The 17901-nt window shown below is 35.8% G+C and carries 14 protein-coding genes; 8 read left to right on the top strand and 6 right to left on the bottom strand.

The genetic code is table 11. From position 1 onward, the window contains the following. Window positions 1-31: 31 nt before the first annotated feature. The 4 genes from ACZ5CF_RS02150 to ACZ5CF_RS02135 are packed head-to-tail and all read right to left on the bottom strand — an operon-like array spanning window position 32 to window position 6633. Complete coding sequence (locus ACZ5CF_RS02150) at window positions 32-3508, bottom strand: efflux RND transporter permease subunit (RefSeq protein ID WP_464580073.1); 3477 nt, start codon at window positions 3506-3508, stop codon at window positions 32-34. A 6-nt stretch (window positions 3509-3514) separates the two neighbouring features. Continuing rightward, window positions 3515-4678, bottom strand: a complete 1164-nt coding sequence (locus ACZ5CF_RS02145) for an efflux RND transporter periplasmic adaptor subunit (protein ID WP_464580071.1) — start codon at window positions 4676-4678, stop codon at window positions 3515-3517. A 10-nt stretch (window positions 4679-4688) separates the two neighbouring features. Beyond that, the gene (locus tag ACZ5CF_RS02140; RefSeq protein WP_464580069.1) at window positions 4689-6035 is read right to left on the bottom strand and encodes a TolC family protein; all 1347 of its coding nucleotides are present in this window, start codon (window positions 6033-6035) and stop codon (window positions 4689-4691) included. Next, on the bottom strand, window positions 6025-6633 hold the full coding sequence (locus ACZ5CF_RS02135) for a TetR/AcrR family transcriptional regulator (RefSeq protein WP_464580068.1): 609 nt from the start codon (window positions 6631-6633) through the stop codon (window positions 6025-6027). Before ACZ5CF_RS02135 ends, ACZ5CF_RS02140 begins: the two co-directional genes overlap by 11 nt. A 143-nt stretch (window positions 6634-6776) precedes the next feature. Between ACZ5CF_RS02135 and ACZ5CF_RS02130 the strand changes: the two genes are divergently transcribed. The 8 genes from ACZ5CF_RS02130 to ACZ5CF_RS02095 all read left to right on the top strand — a co-directional run bounded on the left by ACZ5CF_RS02130 (window position 6777) and on the right by ACZ5CF_RS02095 (window position 15364). Continuing rightward, a complete protein-coding gene (locus ACZ5CF_RS02130; RefSeq protein WP_464580066.1) occupies window positions 6777-7748 on the top strand; it encodes a polyprenyl synthetase family protein in 972 nt (323 codons plus the stop codon). Between the two features lie 107 nt (window positions 7749-7855). Beyond that, the gene (locus ACZ5CF_RS02125; RefSeq protein ID WP_464580065.1) at window positions 7856-8533 is read left to right on the top strand and encodes a metal-dependent transcriptional regulator; all 678 of its coding nucleotides are present in this window, start codon (window positions 7856-7858) and stop codon (window positions 8531-8533) included. After that, window positions 8517-9308 (top strand): transporter, encoded by a 792-nt coding sequence (locus ACZ5CF_RS02120; RefSeq protein ID WP_464580064.1) that lies wholly within the window; start codon window positions 8517-8519, stop codon window positions 9306-9308. The genes ACZ5CF_RS02125 and ACZ5CF_RS02120 overlap by 17 nt, the downstream gene beginning before the upstream one ends. Before the next feature lie 8 nt (window positions 9309-9316). Next, the gene (locus ACZ5CF_RS02115; protein ID WP_464580063.1) at window positions 9317-10231 is read left to right on the top strand and encodes a metal ABC transporter solute-binding protein, Zn/Mn family; all 915 of its coding nucleotides are present in this window, start codon (window positions 9317-9319) and stop codon (window positions 10229-10231) included. 14 nt (window positions 10232-10245) lie between these two features. Then, on the top strand, window positions 10246-10989 hold the full coding sequence (locus ACZ5CF_RS02110; protein ID WP_464580062.1) for a metal ABC transporter ATP-binding protein: 744 nt from the start codon (window positions 10246-10248) through the stop codon (window positions 10987-10989). After that, window positions 10989-12113, top strand: a complete 1125-nt coding sequence (locus ACZ5CF_RS02105; RefSeq protein WP_464580061.1) for a metal ABC transporter permease — start codon at window positions 10989-10991, stop codon at window positions 12111-12113. Before ACZ5CF_RS02110 ends, ACZ5CF_RS02105 begins: the two co-directional genes overlap by 1 nt. After that, window positions 12110-13270, top strand: coding sequence for a metal ABC transporter permease (locus ACZ5CF_RS02100; protein WP_464580060.1), 1161 nt, complete (start codon window positions 12110-12112; stop codon window positions 13268-13270). The genes ACZ5CF_RS02105 and ACZ5CF_RS02100 overlap by 4 nt, the downstream gene beginning before the upstream one ends. Before the next feature lie 54 nt (window positions 13271-13324). After that, complete coding sequence (locus ACZ5CF_RS02095) at window positions 13325-15364, top strand: S9 family peptidase (RefSeq protein ID WP_464580058.1); 2040 nt, start codon at window positions 13325-13327, stop codon at window positions 15362-15364. A 132-nt stretch (window positions 15365-15496) separates the two neighbouring features. On the opposite strand, the gene feoB is transcribed toward ACZ5CF_RS02095, so the two are convergent. Both feoB and ACZ5CF_RS02085 read right to left on the bottom strand, forming a co-directional pair. Further along, a complete protein-coding gene (gene feoB / locus ACZ5CF_RS02090; RefSeq protein ID WP_464580056.1) occupies window positions 15497-17590 on the bottom strand; it encodes a ferrous iron transport protein B in 2094 nt (697 codons plus the stop codon). Continuing rightward, the gene (locus ACZ5CF_RS02085) at window positions 17587-17826 is read right to left on the bottom strand and encodes a FeoA family protein (protein WP_464580054.1); all 240 of its coding nucleotides are present in this window, start codon (window positions 17824-17826) and stop codon (window positions 17587-17589) included. Before ACZ5CF_RS02085 ends, feoB begins: the two co-directional genes overlap by 4 nt. Between the last annotated feature and the right edge of the window lie 75 nt (window positions 17827-17901).

The raw sequence follows: 17901 nt of genomic DNA, 5'->3' as shown, positions 1-17901 counted from the left end.
ACAGCCTTTTTCATTTTATATAAAAAATGTTTTAAGCTTGCACTTGCACTCGCTTATTTGTAAATATTGCGTATTTAAGTTTGGTAACCAAGTAAAATAACACCGGAACAATTATTAGGGTTAAGAATGTTGCAAATATTAACCCAAAAATAACGGTCCATGCTAAAGGCCCCCAGAAAATAACATTATCTCCTCCTAAATAAATCTTAGGGTCGAATTCGCTAAACAACGAGAAAAAGTCAATATTTAAACCAATGGCAAGTGGTATTAATCCTAAAACAGTAGTAATTGCCGTTAGTATTACAGGGCGTAAACGAGCTTTCCCTCCTTTAACAATTGCCTCTAAAACATGCTGCATTGGTAAGTATTTATCCTCAGGAATTCCAAGTTCAACTTTTTTTCTATCAATTAACAATTGAGTATAATCTAACAGCACAACACCATTATTTACTACAATTCCGGCTAATGATATAATCCCCATCATAGTCATCATAATCACAAAAGGCCATCCGGTAGCAATTAATCCTAAAAATACACCTATAAAACTCAAGAATATAGCCGTCATGATTATAGAAGGCTTAGAAACCGAGTTAAACTGGAATACCAGAATAAACATTATGAGGCCTAAACCGGAAATTAATGCGCTAAGTAAAAACGACATCTGTTTGTTTTGCTCCTCTATTTGTCCTGTAAAATCAAACTCAACACCATCTGGTTTGTCAAACTCAGCCATCTCTGCTTGTATTTGAGATACAATTGCTCCGGCATCAGTATAACCGGGTGCCAGGCCGGAATATACAACTACAACACGTTTTAAGTTACGGTGCTTAATAGCACTAAAAGACGATGTGTTTTGTTGTGTTGCAACAGCCGAAACCGGAATTTCTTTAATTTGTCCGGAAGCAGGATCTCTAAAAATTATATTCTGATTAAATAATGAGTTTTTATTGTACCTGTTTTCTTCATTAAATCGAACATATATATCATAATCTTCACCATCCTTTTTATAAACGGCTGCTTTTTCTCCAAAAATAGAGCGACGTAATTGTGTGCCAATTTGCCCTACAGAGACTCCTAATTCTCCGGCCTTTTTTCTATCTATAGTAACTTCCATGGCAGGTTTGGCTTTATTTACGTCTATTTTTAATTCTTCTATACCCGGAATGTTTTTACTGTTTATAAAATCGCGCATGCGCTCTGCAGTGGCAATTAGTAAATCGTAATCATCACCTTTAAGCTCTATATTTATAGGATATCCTGCCGGAGGTCCTACCGGATCTTTTTCTACCGAAATAGCTACTCCGGGATAAATGCCTTTAAGCGCTTCTTGAACCTTTTTTCTGAGCACTTCGCTGTCTTTGCCACGTCTGTATTTAAACTCTCTCATGGTAGCTGTTATTTTTGCTCTATGAGGCATTTCGGCAGCCGACCCTCCGTCAGTTTGAGGGTTGCCGGCACCTTCACCAACTTGAGATACGGCAGATTCTACCATGAAGTTATAATCGCCATCCATATACTCTTCATCATACAACACGGCATATACACGTTTTTCTATATCTTTTGTGAGTTCATTGGTTTTTGTAATATCGGTACCTTGCGGATACTCAATATAAACTACAATTTGGTTAGGCTTGTTATCAGGGAAAAACTCAACTTTGGTTCTTCCGCTACCAACCGACATGCCAAACATCATTACCGATATAACCAGTAATAGCACTGTACCGAAAGCAAACAGGTAAGGTTTACGTTTACTAAGGGCAAATCTGATTGACTTTTCATACCAGTTTTCCCATTTAGATAATATGTTGTTTTGAAAGAAGTGTGTAGCTTGTTTAATGTAATAACGGTATAGCCAAAACATTCCCGCAAGCACTATCATTAAAGTTCCGAGGCCTCTTACCTGACCACCTATCAAATAAATAAAAATACCAAAACCACCCAGTAAAATACTTAGCCTGATTAGTTGTTTTTTGGTAAGTTGTTTTTCGCCAACTTCCATGAATTGTGAGACCATTACAGAGTTAATAAAAATGGCCACAAATAATGATGAACCAAGTACAACTGATAAAGTAATTGGGAAATAAATCATGAACTCTCCCATAACACCCGGCCATAGACCAAGCGGAACAAAAGCAGCTACCGTAGTTACAGTTGATATAATTATTGGGTAAGCAATCTCGCCAATTCCTTTTTTAGCAGCTTCTATACGGCTCATGCCTTCCTGATCCATTAAACGATAAACGTTTTCTACCACAACAATACCGTTATCTACCATCATTCCTAACCCCATAATAAGGCCAAATAAAATCATGGTGTTCATGGTGTAGCCTAAGGCATTTAATATCATGAACGACATGAACATAGACATAGGGATGGCAAAACCAACAAAGAGAGCATTCCTAAACCCTAAAAAGAACATTAATACAGTTACAACCAGTATAATACCAAAAATAATGTTGTTTACAAGGTCGTCTACTTGGTTTATGGTTTTTTCGGACTGATCGTTAGCAATGGAAACTTTTAAATCTGATGGGAATACATTGGCTTTGGCATCTGCAACTATTTGTTGTATTTGCTGTGCTGCAGCAACCATATTTTTACCGGAACGCTTTTTAACATCGAGCATTACAACGTTTTGCCCAAGTTCTCTTGCGTAGGTGGTTTTATCTTTTTCTCTAAAGTTAACAGAAGCAATGTCTTTTAAGTAAATAGCTCCTTTTTCTGATTTTACTACAAATTCTTCAAGCTCAGAGGGGTTTTCTACTTCTCCCAGAACACGCAACGTTCTGCGTTGCCCGCTCTTAATTAAACTACCTGCAGAGATGGTTACGTTACCGTTTCTGATGGCATTTATTACATCGGTAAAACTTACTTGTGCAGCCATCATTTTATAAATATCTACAGCAACTTCTACCTCTTTTTCTTGTGCCCCTCTAATATCGGCTTGTTTAATTTCGGGTAAATCTTCTATTTCATCTTCAAGGTATTCTGCAAATTCTTTTAATTTTTCTACAGGGTAATCTCCAGAGATGTTTATGTTAAGAATAGGCATCTCTTCAGAGAAGTTTAAATCAAATACATTCGGCTCTACTTTTGCACCGTTAAAGGTGGGCCAATCTTCTCCGGCTTTTTCAGCATCTACCTCGTCTTTAACTTTAAGTTTAGCAGATTCTACAGAGATGTCTTCATCAAACTCAACAATTATAATACCGTAATCTTCTTGCGATGTAGAAGTTACCTCTACAACGTTACTAACATTTTTTAAGCGCTCTTCAAGCGGATCTACAATGAGTTTTTCTATATCTTCTGCTGTATTCCCGGGAAAAGGAGTGCTTATGTATATTTTGGTTTCTTTAATTTCCGGGAAACTCTCTCTGGGCATACTAAAATATGCCGATAAGCCAACTATTAAAAATAGGGCAGACATCACATACATTATGGTTGTGTGGTCTATAGCCCAAGAAGACAGTTTAAATTCTTTATTAACCTTTTTATTAAAATCGCTCATAAGAGATTAGTTTAATATCTTAACTTTTTGTCCGTCTTGTACGCTTCTGGCGCCTTCCTCTATAATTAAATCACCGTTAGAAAGTCCTTCTACAATCTCTACAAAATCACCTTGTATTTTTCCTGTTTTAATGTAGGTGCGTTTGGCAACAGCTTCGTTGTTACCGTTAGTGTTAGTTACAACATAAACATATTGTTGTCCGTTAGCGTTTTCAGAAATAATACTTTGCGGTAATAAAATGGCATTAGGGTTGGTATAATCGTTTATATGTACCTTGGCGGTTAAGTTGGGTTTTACTTTATTGTTAGTATTTGGTATACCAACTTCGGCTCTAAAAGAACGGTTGTTAGGCTTAATATAATTACCAACCTGACGTACTGTTGTTGTAAGTGTTTCGTTTAAAATTGGAAAATAAACCTTGGCTTCTTTACCCGGTGTAACACTAGTTATATACTTTTCCGGCACATCAGCTTCAATATACATGTTGTTTAAATTAACCAGCAGCATTAATGGGGTTCCGGGGGCTACCACGGTACCACGTTCTGTAATTACATCATCAATAACACCAGAGAATGGCGCTCTAACTATAGTTTTCTCCAGCTGACTTTGCATTTGTTTTACAGCTTCTTGTTGTGCTTCAAAATTAGATTTTGCTTGCAGGTACTGTATTTCTGAGCCAATTTTTTGCTCCCATAAACGTTGTTGACGCTCAAAAGTAGTTTTAGCTAAATCTGCCTGAATTTTAAGTTGCGCTAATTGTTGGCTTAAACCACCATCATCTATTTTAGCAAGAATTTGTCCTTTAGCTACTTTTTGCCCTTCTTTTACTAGCACCTGTGTAAGCGTGCCCGAAAATTCGGGGTATATGGTTACCATTTCTTTAGTGGTAACACTTCCTTGTAGCTCTAAATAGTGCTTAAAAACAGTGTCTTTTGCGGTTATTGTGGTAACAAGAGGTAGTTTTTTTATGGTATCTAATGCTCCGATAGCTTTATCTAATTCTTGTAATTGATTGCTAATGTTTTGTTGCTGAATAACCAATTCTGAGCGTTTAGCTCGCATACTTTCTAAATCACCACTCTCTATTATGGCCTCTACAGATTTTTTTTGACCGCCTCCGCATGATAACACAAAAGAAGCAAGTAGTATTATGATAACTATTTTTCTCATAAGTATTGTTTTAATTAAGTGGTACGGTATTTAAAAGTGTTTCTAATTCTGCTTTTTTAGTAATAAGGTTAAGCATTGATTGTAAATATTCTTGTTGCGAATTGTATAGCTGAGTTTGCGCTTGCCTTAAATCAAAACTTGTTGCAATACCCTCAAAATATTTAGTCTGATTTTTTTGCTCTATTCTTTCTGCCAAGGCAAGATTTTGCTGTGCAGTTGTAAATTGCTCTATGGCAAATTTGTAATCGCTTTTAGCTGCAGCAATCTGCATTTTAAGTTCTTGCTCTTTTTGGGTTAACTCTGTTTTGGCTTTTTCTAAGTTAATTTTAGCGCGCTGAGTTTTAGCGGTACGACCTAAAGAGCTAAAAATTGGAATATTTAAACTAACTCCAACCAACGATGAGCCAAACCATTGTTGCTCGCTATCAAAAAAGTTAAACTCGTTGCTGTTTCCGGTGTAGCCACCATTTATAAAAGCATTTAAGGTTGGCAAGGCTTTGCTTTTTTCGAGCTTTACTAAGAGCTCTTTAGAGCGCTTGTTGTTTTCGGCTATTTTATAATCAATGTTTTCTGTAACATCTTCTGTTGCAGAAAGTAATGTGCTGTCTATATTTTTTAGCGCTAAAGCAGATAGCTCGTCGGTTAGTTTAACGGGTATGTCAACATCTATTCCTAAAGTAAGATTAAACAGTTTTTTGGCAATAGTATGCATTCGTTTAGCATTGTTTAAACTGTTTTCTGTAGCCATTAACGTAATTTGAAGTTGCTCTACATTTTCTTCTTCGGTTAAGCCATTTTCATAGAGTTTTTTAGTCTCAAAAAGATTTTTTTGTAGTGTAGCTTTATTTTTCTCTAAAATAGTAACGCTTTCTTTTGCAAGAAGCACATTTCCGTAGGCATTAATAACCGCCTTTCTAACTTCTAGATTAGTTTTTTCTTTGGCGTTTTTTGAGATTTCCAGAAATACTTTGGCAGACTGTAAACCAACCAGATAAGAGCCATCAAATATTAATTGTTTTAATGTTGCGGTTGCATTTACATTTTGCTTAGTTCCAAAAACAACTTCGGCAAATTCTCCGGGCTCACCACCAAAAAATTGGGCCGGAACTAACGAAACCGGTTGTTTTAAAAAATTCTGGTAGTCTATGCTGGCATCTATTTGCGGAAGCCCCATGGTTGTAGTCTCCCACTTTTGTTTTTTAGCAGCCTCTATATCTCTATTGGCATTTATGGCATTGTAATTATTTTCTAATGCATAAGCAATAGCCTCGTTTAAAGAAAACTCTTGTGGTTGTTGCTGTGCAACAATACTTAGGCTAAACATAAAGCAGCATGTAAACAGTAGTTTATTTTTCATGTTGTGAACTTAAAATAGCATTTAAAGTTTCTAATCCTTTTGTTGTTGCTATGGCTCTTACATGGTATTCTAAATACATCTCCATTAAAGAGTTCATGGCATAGTGTTTAGGTGAAAAAAATTCAGGGTTTTTTAAGCCCATAATACCGTTAAAGTATATTTTGGTAACAAAATCAACATCAATTGTTTTACGATAAAAACCTTGCTCAATACCTCGGTTTAGGTTTTCTGTAATACAAGCATTCATTACTTCGAATTGCTTTTTTTTAAGGGTTTCAAAAATTTTAGGGTAATATTTTTGAAGCTGATATTGCGGGGAGGATTTTTCGTCTTTTAAATGATGCATAACAAAGCTCTTTATCTCGTAGAGCTCTTCAATGGGGTTCTTTTTTAAATCGCAGATACAATTTATACCGTACGATATAATTTCGAACATATAAAAAGAAACGTCTTTAACTAAAGCAGTTTTAGTTTCAAAGTGTGCGTAAATGGTTTTTTTAGATATGCCCAGCGCATCGGCAATATCATCCATGGTAACGCTCTTAAAACCATAGGTTAAAAATAAATCGGCTGCTTTTTCTAAAATTTTATTACGCATGTAATCTATAATAAAGGAGCGCAAATATAGCCCAGGAAACTTTATAAACAATAAAAGTTTCCAAAGTTTTACAATTTTTTAACATTACATTTATCTTAATTTACGTTGGCTTTATAGTATTTTAGTCGAGCTAATTTTACCGTATGCGTAGTACAGAACAATACCAGCAAACAATATTGCAAGCCATAACGGCTTATAGTTTTAAAAAGCAGCCACAAGGGCTTTACCGTCCTTTAGCATATATTTTGCAGTTGGGCGGTAAACGTTTAAGACCGGTTTTAACTTTAATGACTGCCGATGCTTTCTCTGGAAGTTATACCGATGCGATTCCGGCAGCATTAGCAGTAGAATTTTTTCATAACTTCTCATTAATACATGATGATATTATGGATGATGCTCCTGTAAGGCGAGGGCAACCAACTGTTCATGAAAAATGGGATGTGAATACAGGAATATTATCCGGAGATGCCATGCTTGTTAAAGCCTATCAATTTTTTGAAACATATCCGGCAGAGTTGCAAGTAAAATTGATTAAGCTTTTTTCTGAAACAGCACTACACGTATGCGAAGGACAGCAATATGATATGGATTTTGAACAACAACAACAGGTTTCGCTTTCAGATTATTTAAACATGATTAAAGGCAAAACAGCTGTTTTATTAGGGTGTGCATTAAAAATGGGAGCCTATATTGCTGATGCATCAGAAGAGGATGCACAACACATGTATGATTTTGGAGTGCATTTAGGATTGGCTTTTCAAATTCAAGACGATTATCTTGATGCCTTTGGAAATCCCGAAACCTTTGGTAAACAAGTAGGAGGTGATATTTTAGAAAATAAGAAAACGTTTTTATACCTAAAAGCCTTAGAAAGAGCCGATGCCCAAACAAAAGCTACATTGTTAGATTGGTACGCAATTACAAAAAAATCTGATGATAAAGTACAACAAGTAAAAAATATTTTTAAAGAAACAGGAGCAGCTGCAGAAACCAAAGAAACAGTTGCTTTTTACACACAAAAGGCCTTTAATTATTTAAATAAAACATCGTTATCTGCTACTAACAAAGAACATTTTATAAGCTTTGCCACTTCGTTAATAGACAGGCAATCTTAATACTCCTTAACAACAATATAACCTCGTAAATAAGCGAGGTTTTTATTTGCTTTAAAATATTTTTAGGCTTATCTAAAAAAATGATTACATTTGCCAAAAAATAAAATATGTTTTCTCAGGCCGAAGAAAATTATTTAAAAGCTATTTACAGCCTTGGCGGAATAAATGGTACCGAGGTTAACACCAATTTAATTGCAGAGAAACTGAATACTAAAGCGTCTTCAGTAACCGATATGTTAAAGAAGTTGGCCGAGAAAGAATTGGTTATCTATAAAAAATATCAAGGCGTACAGTTGTCTGATAAAGGAAAAAAAGTGGCAGTATCTATTATTAGAAAACACCGTTTGTGGGAAGCGTTTTTGGTAGATAAGCTAAACTTTTCTTGGGATGAGGTTCATGACATTGCCGAGCAATTAGAGCACATAAAATCTGAACGCTTAATTAACAGATTAGAAGCATTTTTAGGCTACCCTACTGTAGATCCGCATGGTGATCCGATTCCGGACAAAGATGGGAATATTACACGAAGAAAAAAGGTTAAACTTTCTACACTACAAGAGAACCAAGAGACAATTTTGTTAGGAGTTAAAGACTCGTCAGACGATTTTTTAAGGTATTTAAACAAAAAGCAAATTGCTATAGGAGATAGCATAAAAGTACTTAGTGTAGAACCATTTGACAACTCTATGCTAATTGCAATAAATAACAATAATAAACATACTATAACAGAAACCGTAGCAAATAATTTATTAGTAAAAGAAGTAGAAAATGACACGAAAATTTAAGATTGTTTTACTTGCGTTAATAGCAGCAGCTAAAGCATATTCACAAGAACAAAAAGAAACGTTAGGTCCATTAGTAACCGATAGGCCCGATGCAACAGAATCTCCGTCTGTTATTCCGGTTGGTTTTATACAGGTAGAAACAGGAACTTTTTACGAATCGTTTAAAGAAAATTCTATTAAAGAGAAAACGACAACGTTTAACACTACCTTAGTTAGAGTTGGTTTGCTAGACAATTTAGAGTTGCGTTTAGGTTGGGATTTTACCGAGCAAGCTTTTGAGTTTAACGGCAATGAAATAGAGAATGTTTTAAGCGGATTTTCGCCATTGCTTTTAGGTGCTAAAGTAGCCATAACGCAAGAAAACGGGTGGTTGCCCGAAATAGGATTAATTGGTCATTTGCAATTACCATTTTTAGCAGCAACAGATTACAGGCCGGAAACTACTGGGGTAGATTTTAGGTTTTCGTTTGCACATACTTTAAGTGAGAATTCTAGCCTTTCGTACAACTTAGGAGCAGAATGGGGCGGTGATTCTCCAGAAGCGAACTATGTATATACTCTTGCCTATGGTTATAGTATAACAGATAAGTTGGGCACTTTTGTAGAGTTATACGGAGAACTTCCGGAAGACAGCAGACCAAGTCATTTATGGGATGCCGGATTTACTTATTTGCTTAGCAATAATGTTCAGTTAGACCTCTCTGGCGGTACTAGTTTAAATAACACTCAAGATTTATACATAAGCGGAGGTATTAGTTTTAGAATTCCTAAATAAAAAGACACATGAAAAAAATAGTTTTATCACTAAGCATATTACTTGTTTTAGGAGCTTGTAAAACAGAAACAAAGCAAAAAAACGAAAAACTTAATGTAGTAACCACAACCACTATGATTACCGATATGTTATCGGTGATTGGTGGCGACAAAATAACACTGCAAGGTTTAATGGGAAGTGGCGTAGATCCTCACCTATACAAAGCCAGTGAAGGAGATGTCTCTAAATTATTTAATGCAGATGTTGTGTTTTATAACGGATTGCATTTAGAAGGGAAGTTGGTTGATATTTTCGAGAAAATGCAGCAGCAAAACAAAACTACCTTTGCAATCACAGATGCATTAGATAAAAGTAAACTTATAGGCTCAGATTATTTTGCTTCTAACTACGATCCTCATATTTGGTTTAATATAAACTACTGGAAAAAAGCAGTACAGTTTGTTGCCAATAAATTAGCAGAATTAGATGCTAAAAATGCAGCATATTATTTAAACAATGCTAATAACTACCTTGCATCGTTAGATGCTTTACAAAAAGAGGTAACCAACGTAGTAAATAAACTACCGGCAGAGCAGCGCATTTTAGTAACTGCACACGATGCGTTTAATTATTTTGGCGAAGCTTTTAACTTTCAAGTTGTTGGTTTGCAGGGATTATCTACTGCAACAGAAGCCGGAGTACAAGATGTTCAAAAACTGGCAAACTTTATTATAGAAAACAATGTTAAAGCCATATTTGTAGAGAGCTCTGTACCAAAACGTACTATAGAAGCCTTACAAGCATCTGTTAAAGCTAAAGGTCATGAGGTTACAATAGGAGGAACATTGTATTCTGATGCGTTGGGTGATGCCGGTACACCCGAGGGAACTTACATAGGCATGTTTAAGTATAATGTAAACACTATTGTTAACGCCTTACAATAAAAGATTTGTAATATATGAGCGAAGATCAAAAAATAGCAGTAGCGGTAGATGATTTAACGGTAGCTTACAATTACAAACCGGTGTTGTGGGACATAGATCTTAGAATTCCGGAAGGGGTTTTAATGGCTATTGTTGGACCGAATGGAGCAGGAAAATCAACGCTCATAAAAGCCATACTCGGAATTATCAAACCATTGGCCGGAAGCATTTCGGTTTATGGAAAACCATACAAAAAACAACGTTCATTAGTGGCCTATGTTCCGCAAAAAGGAAGTGTAGATTGGGATTTTCCTACTACTGCACTAGATGTTGTTATGATGGGAACTTATGGTAGCTTAGGATGGATTAAAAGACCGGGGCAAAAAGAAAAAAAAGCAGCCTTAGAAGCATTAGAAAAAGTTGGGATGCTGCCTTTTAAAGACAGGCAAATCAGTCAATTATCCGGAGGGCAACAACAACGTATTTTCTTAGCTAGAGCACTTGTTCAAAACGCATCTATATACTTTATGGATGAACCTTTTCAAGGGGTAGATGCCACCACAGAAAAAGCAATTATAAATATATTAAAAGAGCTCAGAAAAGCAGGGAAAACAGTTGTAGTTGTTCATCATGATTTGCAAACGGTCCCGGAGTATTTTGATTGGGTTACATTCTTAAACGTAAAACGTATTGCAACCGGACCGGTAAAAGATATTTTTAACGACGATAACCTAACCAAAACCTACGGAATTAATTATAAAGTTAGCGTGCAGCAATAATGAATGTACAAGAATATATTGCAGCAGTTTTAAACGATTATACACTTCGTACCATTACCCTTGGCACAGCTGTATTAGGAGCTGTTTGTGGTATGCTAGGAAGTTTTGCAGTACTCAGAAAACAAAGCTTGCTGGGCGATGCAATATCTCATGCTGCATTGCCGGGTATTGCAATTGCCTTTTTGCTAACCGGAGCAAAAGACAGCAATACTTTTTTATTGGGAGCGCTTTTAAGCGGCCTTATCGGAACATTCTGGATTAGAGGTATTATCACCAAAACACACTTAAAATCAGATACTGCACTTGGTTTAATTTTATCGCTTTTTTTTGGTTTCGGAATGTTGCTGCTAACATTTATTCAAAAGCAACCTAATGCAAATCAAGCCGGGCTAGACACGTATCTTTTTGGTCAAGCAGCAACGCTATTAGAACGTGATGTTTGGTTAATGAGTATAGTGGCAGGTATTTGTTTAATTATTGTGGTGTTATTCTGGAAAGAGTTTAAATTACTTCTATTTGATGCAGATTATACTAAAACGTTAGGGTTTAACACAAAGGTTATAGATATTATAATTACTTCGTTTATAGTACTTGCCATTGTTTTAGGACTACAAACTGTAGGAGTAGTTTTAATGAGTGCTATGTTATTAGCTCCGGCAGCAGCTGCAAGACAATGGACAAACAGTTTGGGGATAATGGTAGTATTAGCAGCACTATTTGGTGCAATATCCGGAGTGGTTGGTACAGCAATTAGTGCTACACAAAATAATTTGTCTACCGGACCTGTAATTGTATTAGTAGCAGCTGCTTTTGTGTTGGTGTCTTTTATATTTTCTCCTAGTAGAGGATTGTTATTTAGAGAGATAAGATTTCAAAAAAGCAGAAACGATTTAAAACTACATAAAACACTTGCTTTTATGTACAATATTGCTAAAACGCATCAAAACATATCGCATCCGCATCATATAAAACTGTTAAACAATTTTCAAGGATTTACTAAAAAATCACTTAAAAAATTAGAGCATAAAAACTACATAACTATTCGTGGTAATATGTGGTCATTAACACAAGAAGGCTTTAATAAAGCAGCTTCTTTATACAACCAACAAGATCAAGAAAAATGACGAGCGCACAAATAGAAATACAACTCATTGCAAGTTTAGTAGCCATGGCCTGTGCTATACCGGGGGTGTTTTTGGTGCTCAGAAAAATGGCCCTTATAAGTGATGCCATAAGTCACTCTATATTACCCGGAATTGTAATAGGGTTTTTTATAACTCACGATTTAGCGTCGCCTTTACTAATAATTTTGGCAGCTGTAACCGGTGTTATCACTGTAGTTTTAGTAGAGTTTATACAAAAAACCGGATTGGTTAAAGAAGATACTGCTATTGGATTGGTTTTTCCGGCATTGTTTAGTATAGGTGTTATTTTAATTGCTAAAAATGCTAACGACGTGCACTTAGATGTAGATGCCGTGTTGTTGGGAGAATTAGCTTTTGCTCCTTTTGATAGATTGCTCATAAACGGGTTAGATTTTGGCCCAAAGTCACTTTGGGTAATAGGTGTAATTTTAGTACTAACCGTTGCGTTGCTTTTAGCCTTTTTTAAAGAATTAAAAGTAAGCACGTTTGATGCCGGATTGGCGGCTTCATTAGGATTTTCGCCGGTTGTAATGCATTACGGTTTAATGTCTGTTTCATCGGTAACTATTGTTGGTGCTTTCGATGCTGTTGGTGCCATTTTAGTTGTAGCACTTATGATTGCACCGGCAGCAACAGCCTATTTACTCACAAAAGATTTAAAGCAAATGCTATGGCTTTCGTGCTTTTTTGGGGTTTTTGCTGCTATTGCAGGATACTGGGTTGCACATTTATTAGATGCCTCTATAGCCGGGTCTATAACTACTGTTTTAGGAATCGTGTTTTTAGCAGTCTATTTATTTGCTCCGGGCAAAGGCTTGTGGGCTGTATTGTACCGTCAAAAACAACAAAAAATAGAGGTAATGCTTCTTACGTTTTTGTTGCATTTAAAAAATCATTCAGATGAAAAAGAGCGTCATGTAAACCATTTAAGTCAGCATATAAATTGGCAAAAAGTTAAAGCTAAAAAGGTGTTAGACTTGGCACAAAAAAATAACATGATTACCATCAGTAACGGTATTGTTAATTTAACAGAAAAAGGAGACGACTTCACTCAAAAGGCCATCAACTATATTGTTACCAATAAGCATACTCAAATTGAGGCTATGAAAGAAGATTACTTTTTGTTTAGAGGGTAAAAATTCTACCTTAAAAAAATGATTATTTTTAAGGGCATAAAAAATGTCCTTGTCATGAAAAAATCGGTTTTACTAGCTTTTTGTCTTTTAATTATTGTAGAAGCCTTTTCTCAAATCACTCAAAAACCTGCCTTTAAAGATTTAGATGTATTTGATTTAGAATATGTTTCAGACCCTCAAATATCTCCGGATGGAACCTGGGTGGTTTACAGAAGAATGAGGTTTGATATAATGAAAGACAGAGCAGTGGGAAATCTCTGGATAGTTAAATCAGATGGTTCACAACACCAAAAATTAACCACAAGAGAGGTAAATGAGTTCTCTGCCAGATGGTCTCCTTCAGGAAACCGAATTGTTTTTGCAAGTACCACAGACGAAGGTACAGAGCTGTATATGTATTGGGTAAATAGCGGTAAATTTGCCAGAATTTCTCAACTTCCAAAATCGCCATCATCAATATCTTGGTCGCCAGACGAAAACTGGATTGCATTTACCATGAATGTGCCTAAAGCACCACCGGTTTTAGCAAAAATGCCTCAAAAGCCTAAAGGTGCAAAATGGGCAAAATCTCCTAGAATTACAGACAGATTATATCATGAAGCAGATGGCAGAGGATATATTGAGCCCGGCTTTAATCATATTTTTGTGATTTCATCACAAGGAGGAGCGCCCAGACAAATTACATCGGGAGATTATAATCATAACGGACCAATTTCTTGGCATCCTAATAGTAATACTATTTATTTTACGGCAAACAGATCAGATAATTGGGAGTACGATTATAACAATAGCGAACTGTACAGCGTATCTTTACAAACAGGAGCAATTACTGCATTAACCAACAGACAAGGACCTGATTATAACCCTACAGTTTCTCCTAACGGAAAATATATAGCCTACTTAGGCTACGAAGATAAAGTACAAGCATACCAGGTTAGAAAACTTCATATAATGAATGCCGATGGAAGTAATAAACGTGTACTTTCTGAAGCTTTAGACAGGAGCGTATCTAACATAAAATGGGATGCCAAAAGTGAAGGGCTTTATATTACGTATGATGATAAAGGCAATACTAAAATAGGCTACATAAGCCTTTCAGGGAAAGTAACTAAAATTGCCGACAATCTTGGAGGCACATCTATAGGAAGACCTTATCCGGGAGGTTCTTACAGTCTTGCAAAAAACAACACTATTGCTTACACACATACTACACCTAGTTACCCCGCTGCTTTGGCTATCTTGAAACAAAAAAGTAAAAACCCCAAGATTATTGTCGATTTAAACTCAGATTTACTACCCTACAGAACTTTAGGAGAAGTAGAGGAGGTTTGGTACAAGTCTACTGTAGATGGCAGAGATATTCAAGGATGGATTGTAAAACCACCACATTTTAATCCTAATAAAAAGTACCCGCTTTTAGTGGAGAATCATGGTGGGCCAATATTAAATTATGGAGATAGATTTTCTGCCGAAATGCAGTTGTATGCAGCAGCAGGATACATTGTTTTTTATCCTAACCCAAGAGGAAGTACCAGTTACGGAGAGGAGTTTGGGAATTTGTTATATAACAATTATCCGGGAGACGACTACCAAGATGTTATGGATGGGGTTGATTATTTAATTGAAAAAGGATTAGCACACGAAGACCAACTGTTTGTTACCGGAGGGAGTGCCGGTGGCATAATGACGGCTTGGATAATTGGAAAAAACAACCGCTTTGAAGCTGCTGTGGTTGCTAAACCCGTAATGAATTGGATTAGTAAAACTCTGGTAGCAGATAATTATTTTAGGTATGCTAATTATCGCTATCCCGGGCAACCATGGGAAAATGTAGAAACTTATTGGAAATTTTCTCCGATTTCTTTAGTTGGTAACATACAAACACCTACTATGGTTATGGTGGGAATGAACGATTTACGTACACCACCAAGCGAAGCAAAACAACTATATCATGCCTTAAAGCTCAGAAAAATACAAACCGTTTTAGTTGAAATTCCGGAGGCTTCACATGGCATTGCATCAAGACCAAGCAACTTAATAACTAAAATAGCCCACACTATAGCTTGGTTTGAAAAGTACAGGAAACAAAATTAATTTTTACAGCCACAATCTTTGCTAACACAGGGGTTTTGTGGCTGTTTTTTTACCACAAAAAACTTCTTAATTAAATAAGCAATGGCTAAAAACAAGGTTGTATATGCTAATATGTGCTGTATAATTTCCATACTATTTAAGTAATTGATAAGCAATTAAAGCAGCCAAATATGCTATTGTGCTCATAGAAACAAGCTGTAATAATGGCCAACGCCAGCTATTTGTTTCTTTTTTTACAACAGCTAAAGTACTCATACATTGCATAGCAAATGCGTAAAATAGTAATAACGATATTCCGGAAGCAAAGTTAAACAACGGGCCGCCTAAAATAGGATTTACCTCTCCGGCCATTCGGTTTTTAATAGTTTCTTCTTCTTCACTGCCAACACTGTAAATGGTAGCAAGGGTTCCTACAAAAACTTCTCTGGCAGCAAAAGAACTTACAATGGCAATACCAATTTTCCAATCGTATCCTAAAGGCCTAATGGCAGGTTCTATGGCTCTTCCTATATACCCTATATAAGAATTCTCTAATTTATACGAAGCTATTTTAGTGCTTAACTCATCTTCAGGTAGTGTAGGGTTGATTTCGGTAACTATACGTTCTGCATTTGTAAATTTTTCGGTAGGCCCGTTAGAAGCTAAAAACCATAAAATAATAGAAATAGCTAAAATTATTTTACCGGCACCCAAAACAAAACTTTTGGTTTTTTCTATAACCGTGTAAGCCACATTTTTTAATAAAGGGACTTTATAGTTAGGCATTTCGGCAATAAAAAATGTTTTGCCTTTTATTTGCAGCGTTTTATGTAAAATCCAGGCAGCTATTACTGCCATAACAAAACCTAACAGGTATAAAAGCATTAAGGTAATGCCCTGCAGATTCATTCCCAGAAAACGTTTGTCTGGTATTACTAAGGCAATAATTATTAAATAAACCGGTAAGCGGGCAGAACAGGTTGTAAATGGAGTTACCAGAATAGTTATAAGTCGTTCTTTCCAGCTTTCAATATTTCGGGTGGCCATTATTGCCGGAATTGCACAAGCGGTACCCGAAATAAGGGGCACAACACTTTTACCGCTTAATCCAAAACGGCGCATACCTCTATCCATTAAAAAAACTACCCTACTCATATAACCACTTTCTTCGAGCACCGATATAAACAAAAACAAAAATGCTATTTGCGGAATAAAAATCACGATGCCACCTAATCCGGGAATAATACCTTCTGCAATTAGGTTAGTAAATACGCCGGGAGGCAGAGTGTTTTTGGTCCAATCACTAAAAGAAGCAAATAGTTGGTCTATAAAATCCATGGGGTAACTACTCCAATCGTAAATAGCTTGGAAGATAGTTAGCAGGATGATAAAAAATATGGCATATCCCCAAATATGGTGTGTTAAAACCCTGTCTAATGTGGCTGTAAATCCTTTTGCAGAAGCACGGTCTATTTTATAACCTTCTTTAAGAACCCCATTTATAAATTGGTACCTTACAATGGTTTCTTTTTGCTGCATTCTTTTAAGTTCTGCCGTGCTTTTGGTTGTGAAAGCCGAGGTGTCTTTAACAACCTTTTTTTCTAAAGGAGTAAAGTTTACATCTTGTGTAATTACCAACCAAAGTTTATAAATATCTTGGTTGGGAAAGGTTTTTTTAAGATCGGCAAAATACTCCGGATCTATAATAGAGGCGTTAACACACGGCTCTACAGAAAGCGATTTGTAATCTAAAATAAGTTCTTTTAAATGATCTATTCCAACACCTTTTCTGGTAGAAACTAACGCTATTTTAGTTTTTAAGCGGTCTTCTAAAACAGGAATATCTAATGTAATTCCTTTACGTTTCATTCTATCGGCCATGTTAATGACCAATATGGTTGGAATTTTTAAATCTTTAATTTGAGTAAAAAGCAAAAGATTTCGCTTAATGTTTTCTACATCAGTAACTACAACAGCTACATCAGGGAAATCTTTATCATTTTTATTCAGTAAAATTTCTACGGCAACACTTTCATCTAACGATGTGGTATTTAGACTATAGGTGCCGGGTAAATCTAAAATATGTGCTTTAACACCTCTGGGAAGCTTACAAATACCTTCTTTTTTCTCTACAGTTATACCGGGATAATTACCTACTTTTTGGTTTAACCCTGTAAGAGCATTAAAAACAGAAGTTTTACCGGTATTAGGATTCCCTATAAGTGCTACTTTTATTTGCTTACTCATAGGGTAATATCTTGAATTTTTTGAATTTCTATATGAACGGCAGTTTCTTTTCTGATTGCTAAATGAGAGCCGTTTACATTTATATACATTGGGTCTTTAAAAGGAGCAAGCTGTATAAGTTCTACCTCGTTGCCAGGCAGACATCCCATTTCTAAAAGCTTTATAGGAATATGGTTTATAGAGATCTCTTTAATTATACCTTTCTCACCACGTTTTAAATCGGCTACTGTACACATATTCTTATTTAGACTGATTTTAAGTAAGCAAAAATAAGCTAAAAAACTAGTTTTAAAAAGTGTAACGTAAAATTT

It is taken from the genome of Lutaonella thermophila (genome assembly GCF_055387725.1).
This window is presented reverse-complemented; position numbering and strand designations above follow the sequence as displayed.

Coding starts and splice junctions, on each gene's coding strand:
- ACZ5CF_RS02150 (WP_464580073.1), bottom strand. CDS start 3,508: ATGAGCGATTTTAATAAAAAGGTTAATAAAGAATTTAAACTGTCTTCT.
- ACZ5CF_RS02145 (WP_464580071.1), bottom strand. CDS start 4,678: ATGAGAAAAATAGTTATCATAATACTACTTGCTTCTTTTGTGTTATCA.
- ACZ5CF_RS02140 (WP_464580069.1), bottom strand. CDS start 6,035: ATGAAAAATAAACTACTGTTTACATGCTGCTTTATGTTTAGCCTAAGT.
- ACZ5CF_RS02135 (WP_464580068.1), bottom strand. CDS start 6,633: ATGCGTAATAAAATTTTAGAAAAAGCAGCCGATTTATTTTTAACCTAT.
- ACZ5CF_RS02130 (WP_464580066.1), top strand. CDS start 6,777: ATGCGTAGTACAGAACAATACCAGCAAACAATATTGCAAGCCATAACG.
- ACZ5CF_RS02125 (WP_464580065.1), top strand. CDS start 7,856: ATGTTTTCTCAGGCCGAAGAAAATTATTTAAAAGCTATTTACAGCCTT.
- ACZ5CF_RS02120 (WP_464580064.1), top strand. CDS start 8,517: ATGACACGAAAATTTAAGATTGTTTTACTTGCGTTAATAGCAGCAGCT.
- ACZ5CF_RS02115 (WP_464580063.1), top strand. CDS start 9,317: ATGAAAAAAATAGTTTTATCACTAAGCATATTACTTGTTTTAGGAGCT.
- ACZ5CF_RS02110 (WP_464580062.1), top strand. CDS start 10,246: ATGAGCGAAGATCAAAAAATAGCAGTAGCGGTAGATGATTTAACGGTA.
- ACZ5CF_RS02105 (WP_464580061.1), top strand. CDS start 10,989: ATGAATGTACAAGAATATATTGCAGCAGTTTTAAACGATTATACACTT.
- ACZ5CF_RS02100 (WP_464580060.1), top strand. CDS start 12,110: ATGACGAGCGCACAAATAGAAATACAACTCATTGCAAGTTTAGTAGCC.
- ACZ5CF_RS02095 (WP_464580058.1), top strand. CDS start 13,325: ATGAAAAAATCGGTTTTACTAGCTTTTTGTCTTTTAATTATTGTAGAA.
- feoB (WP_464580056.1), bottom strand. CDS start 17,590: ATGAGTAAGCAAATAAAAGTAGCACTTATAGGGAATCCTAATACCGGT.
- ACZ5CF_RS02085 (WP_464580054.1), bottom strand. CDS start 17,826: ATGTGTACAGTAGCCGATTTAAAACGTGGTGAGAAAGGTATAATTAAA.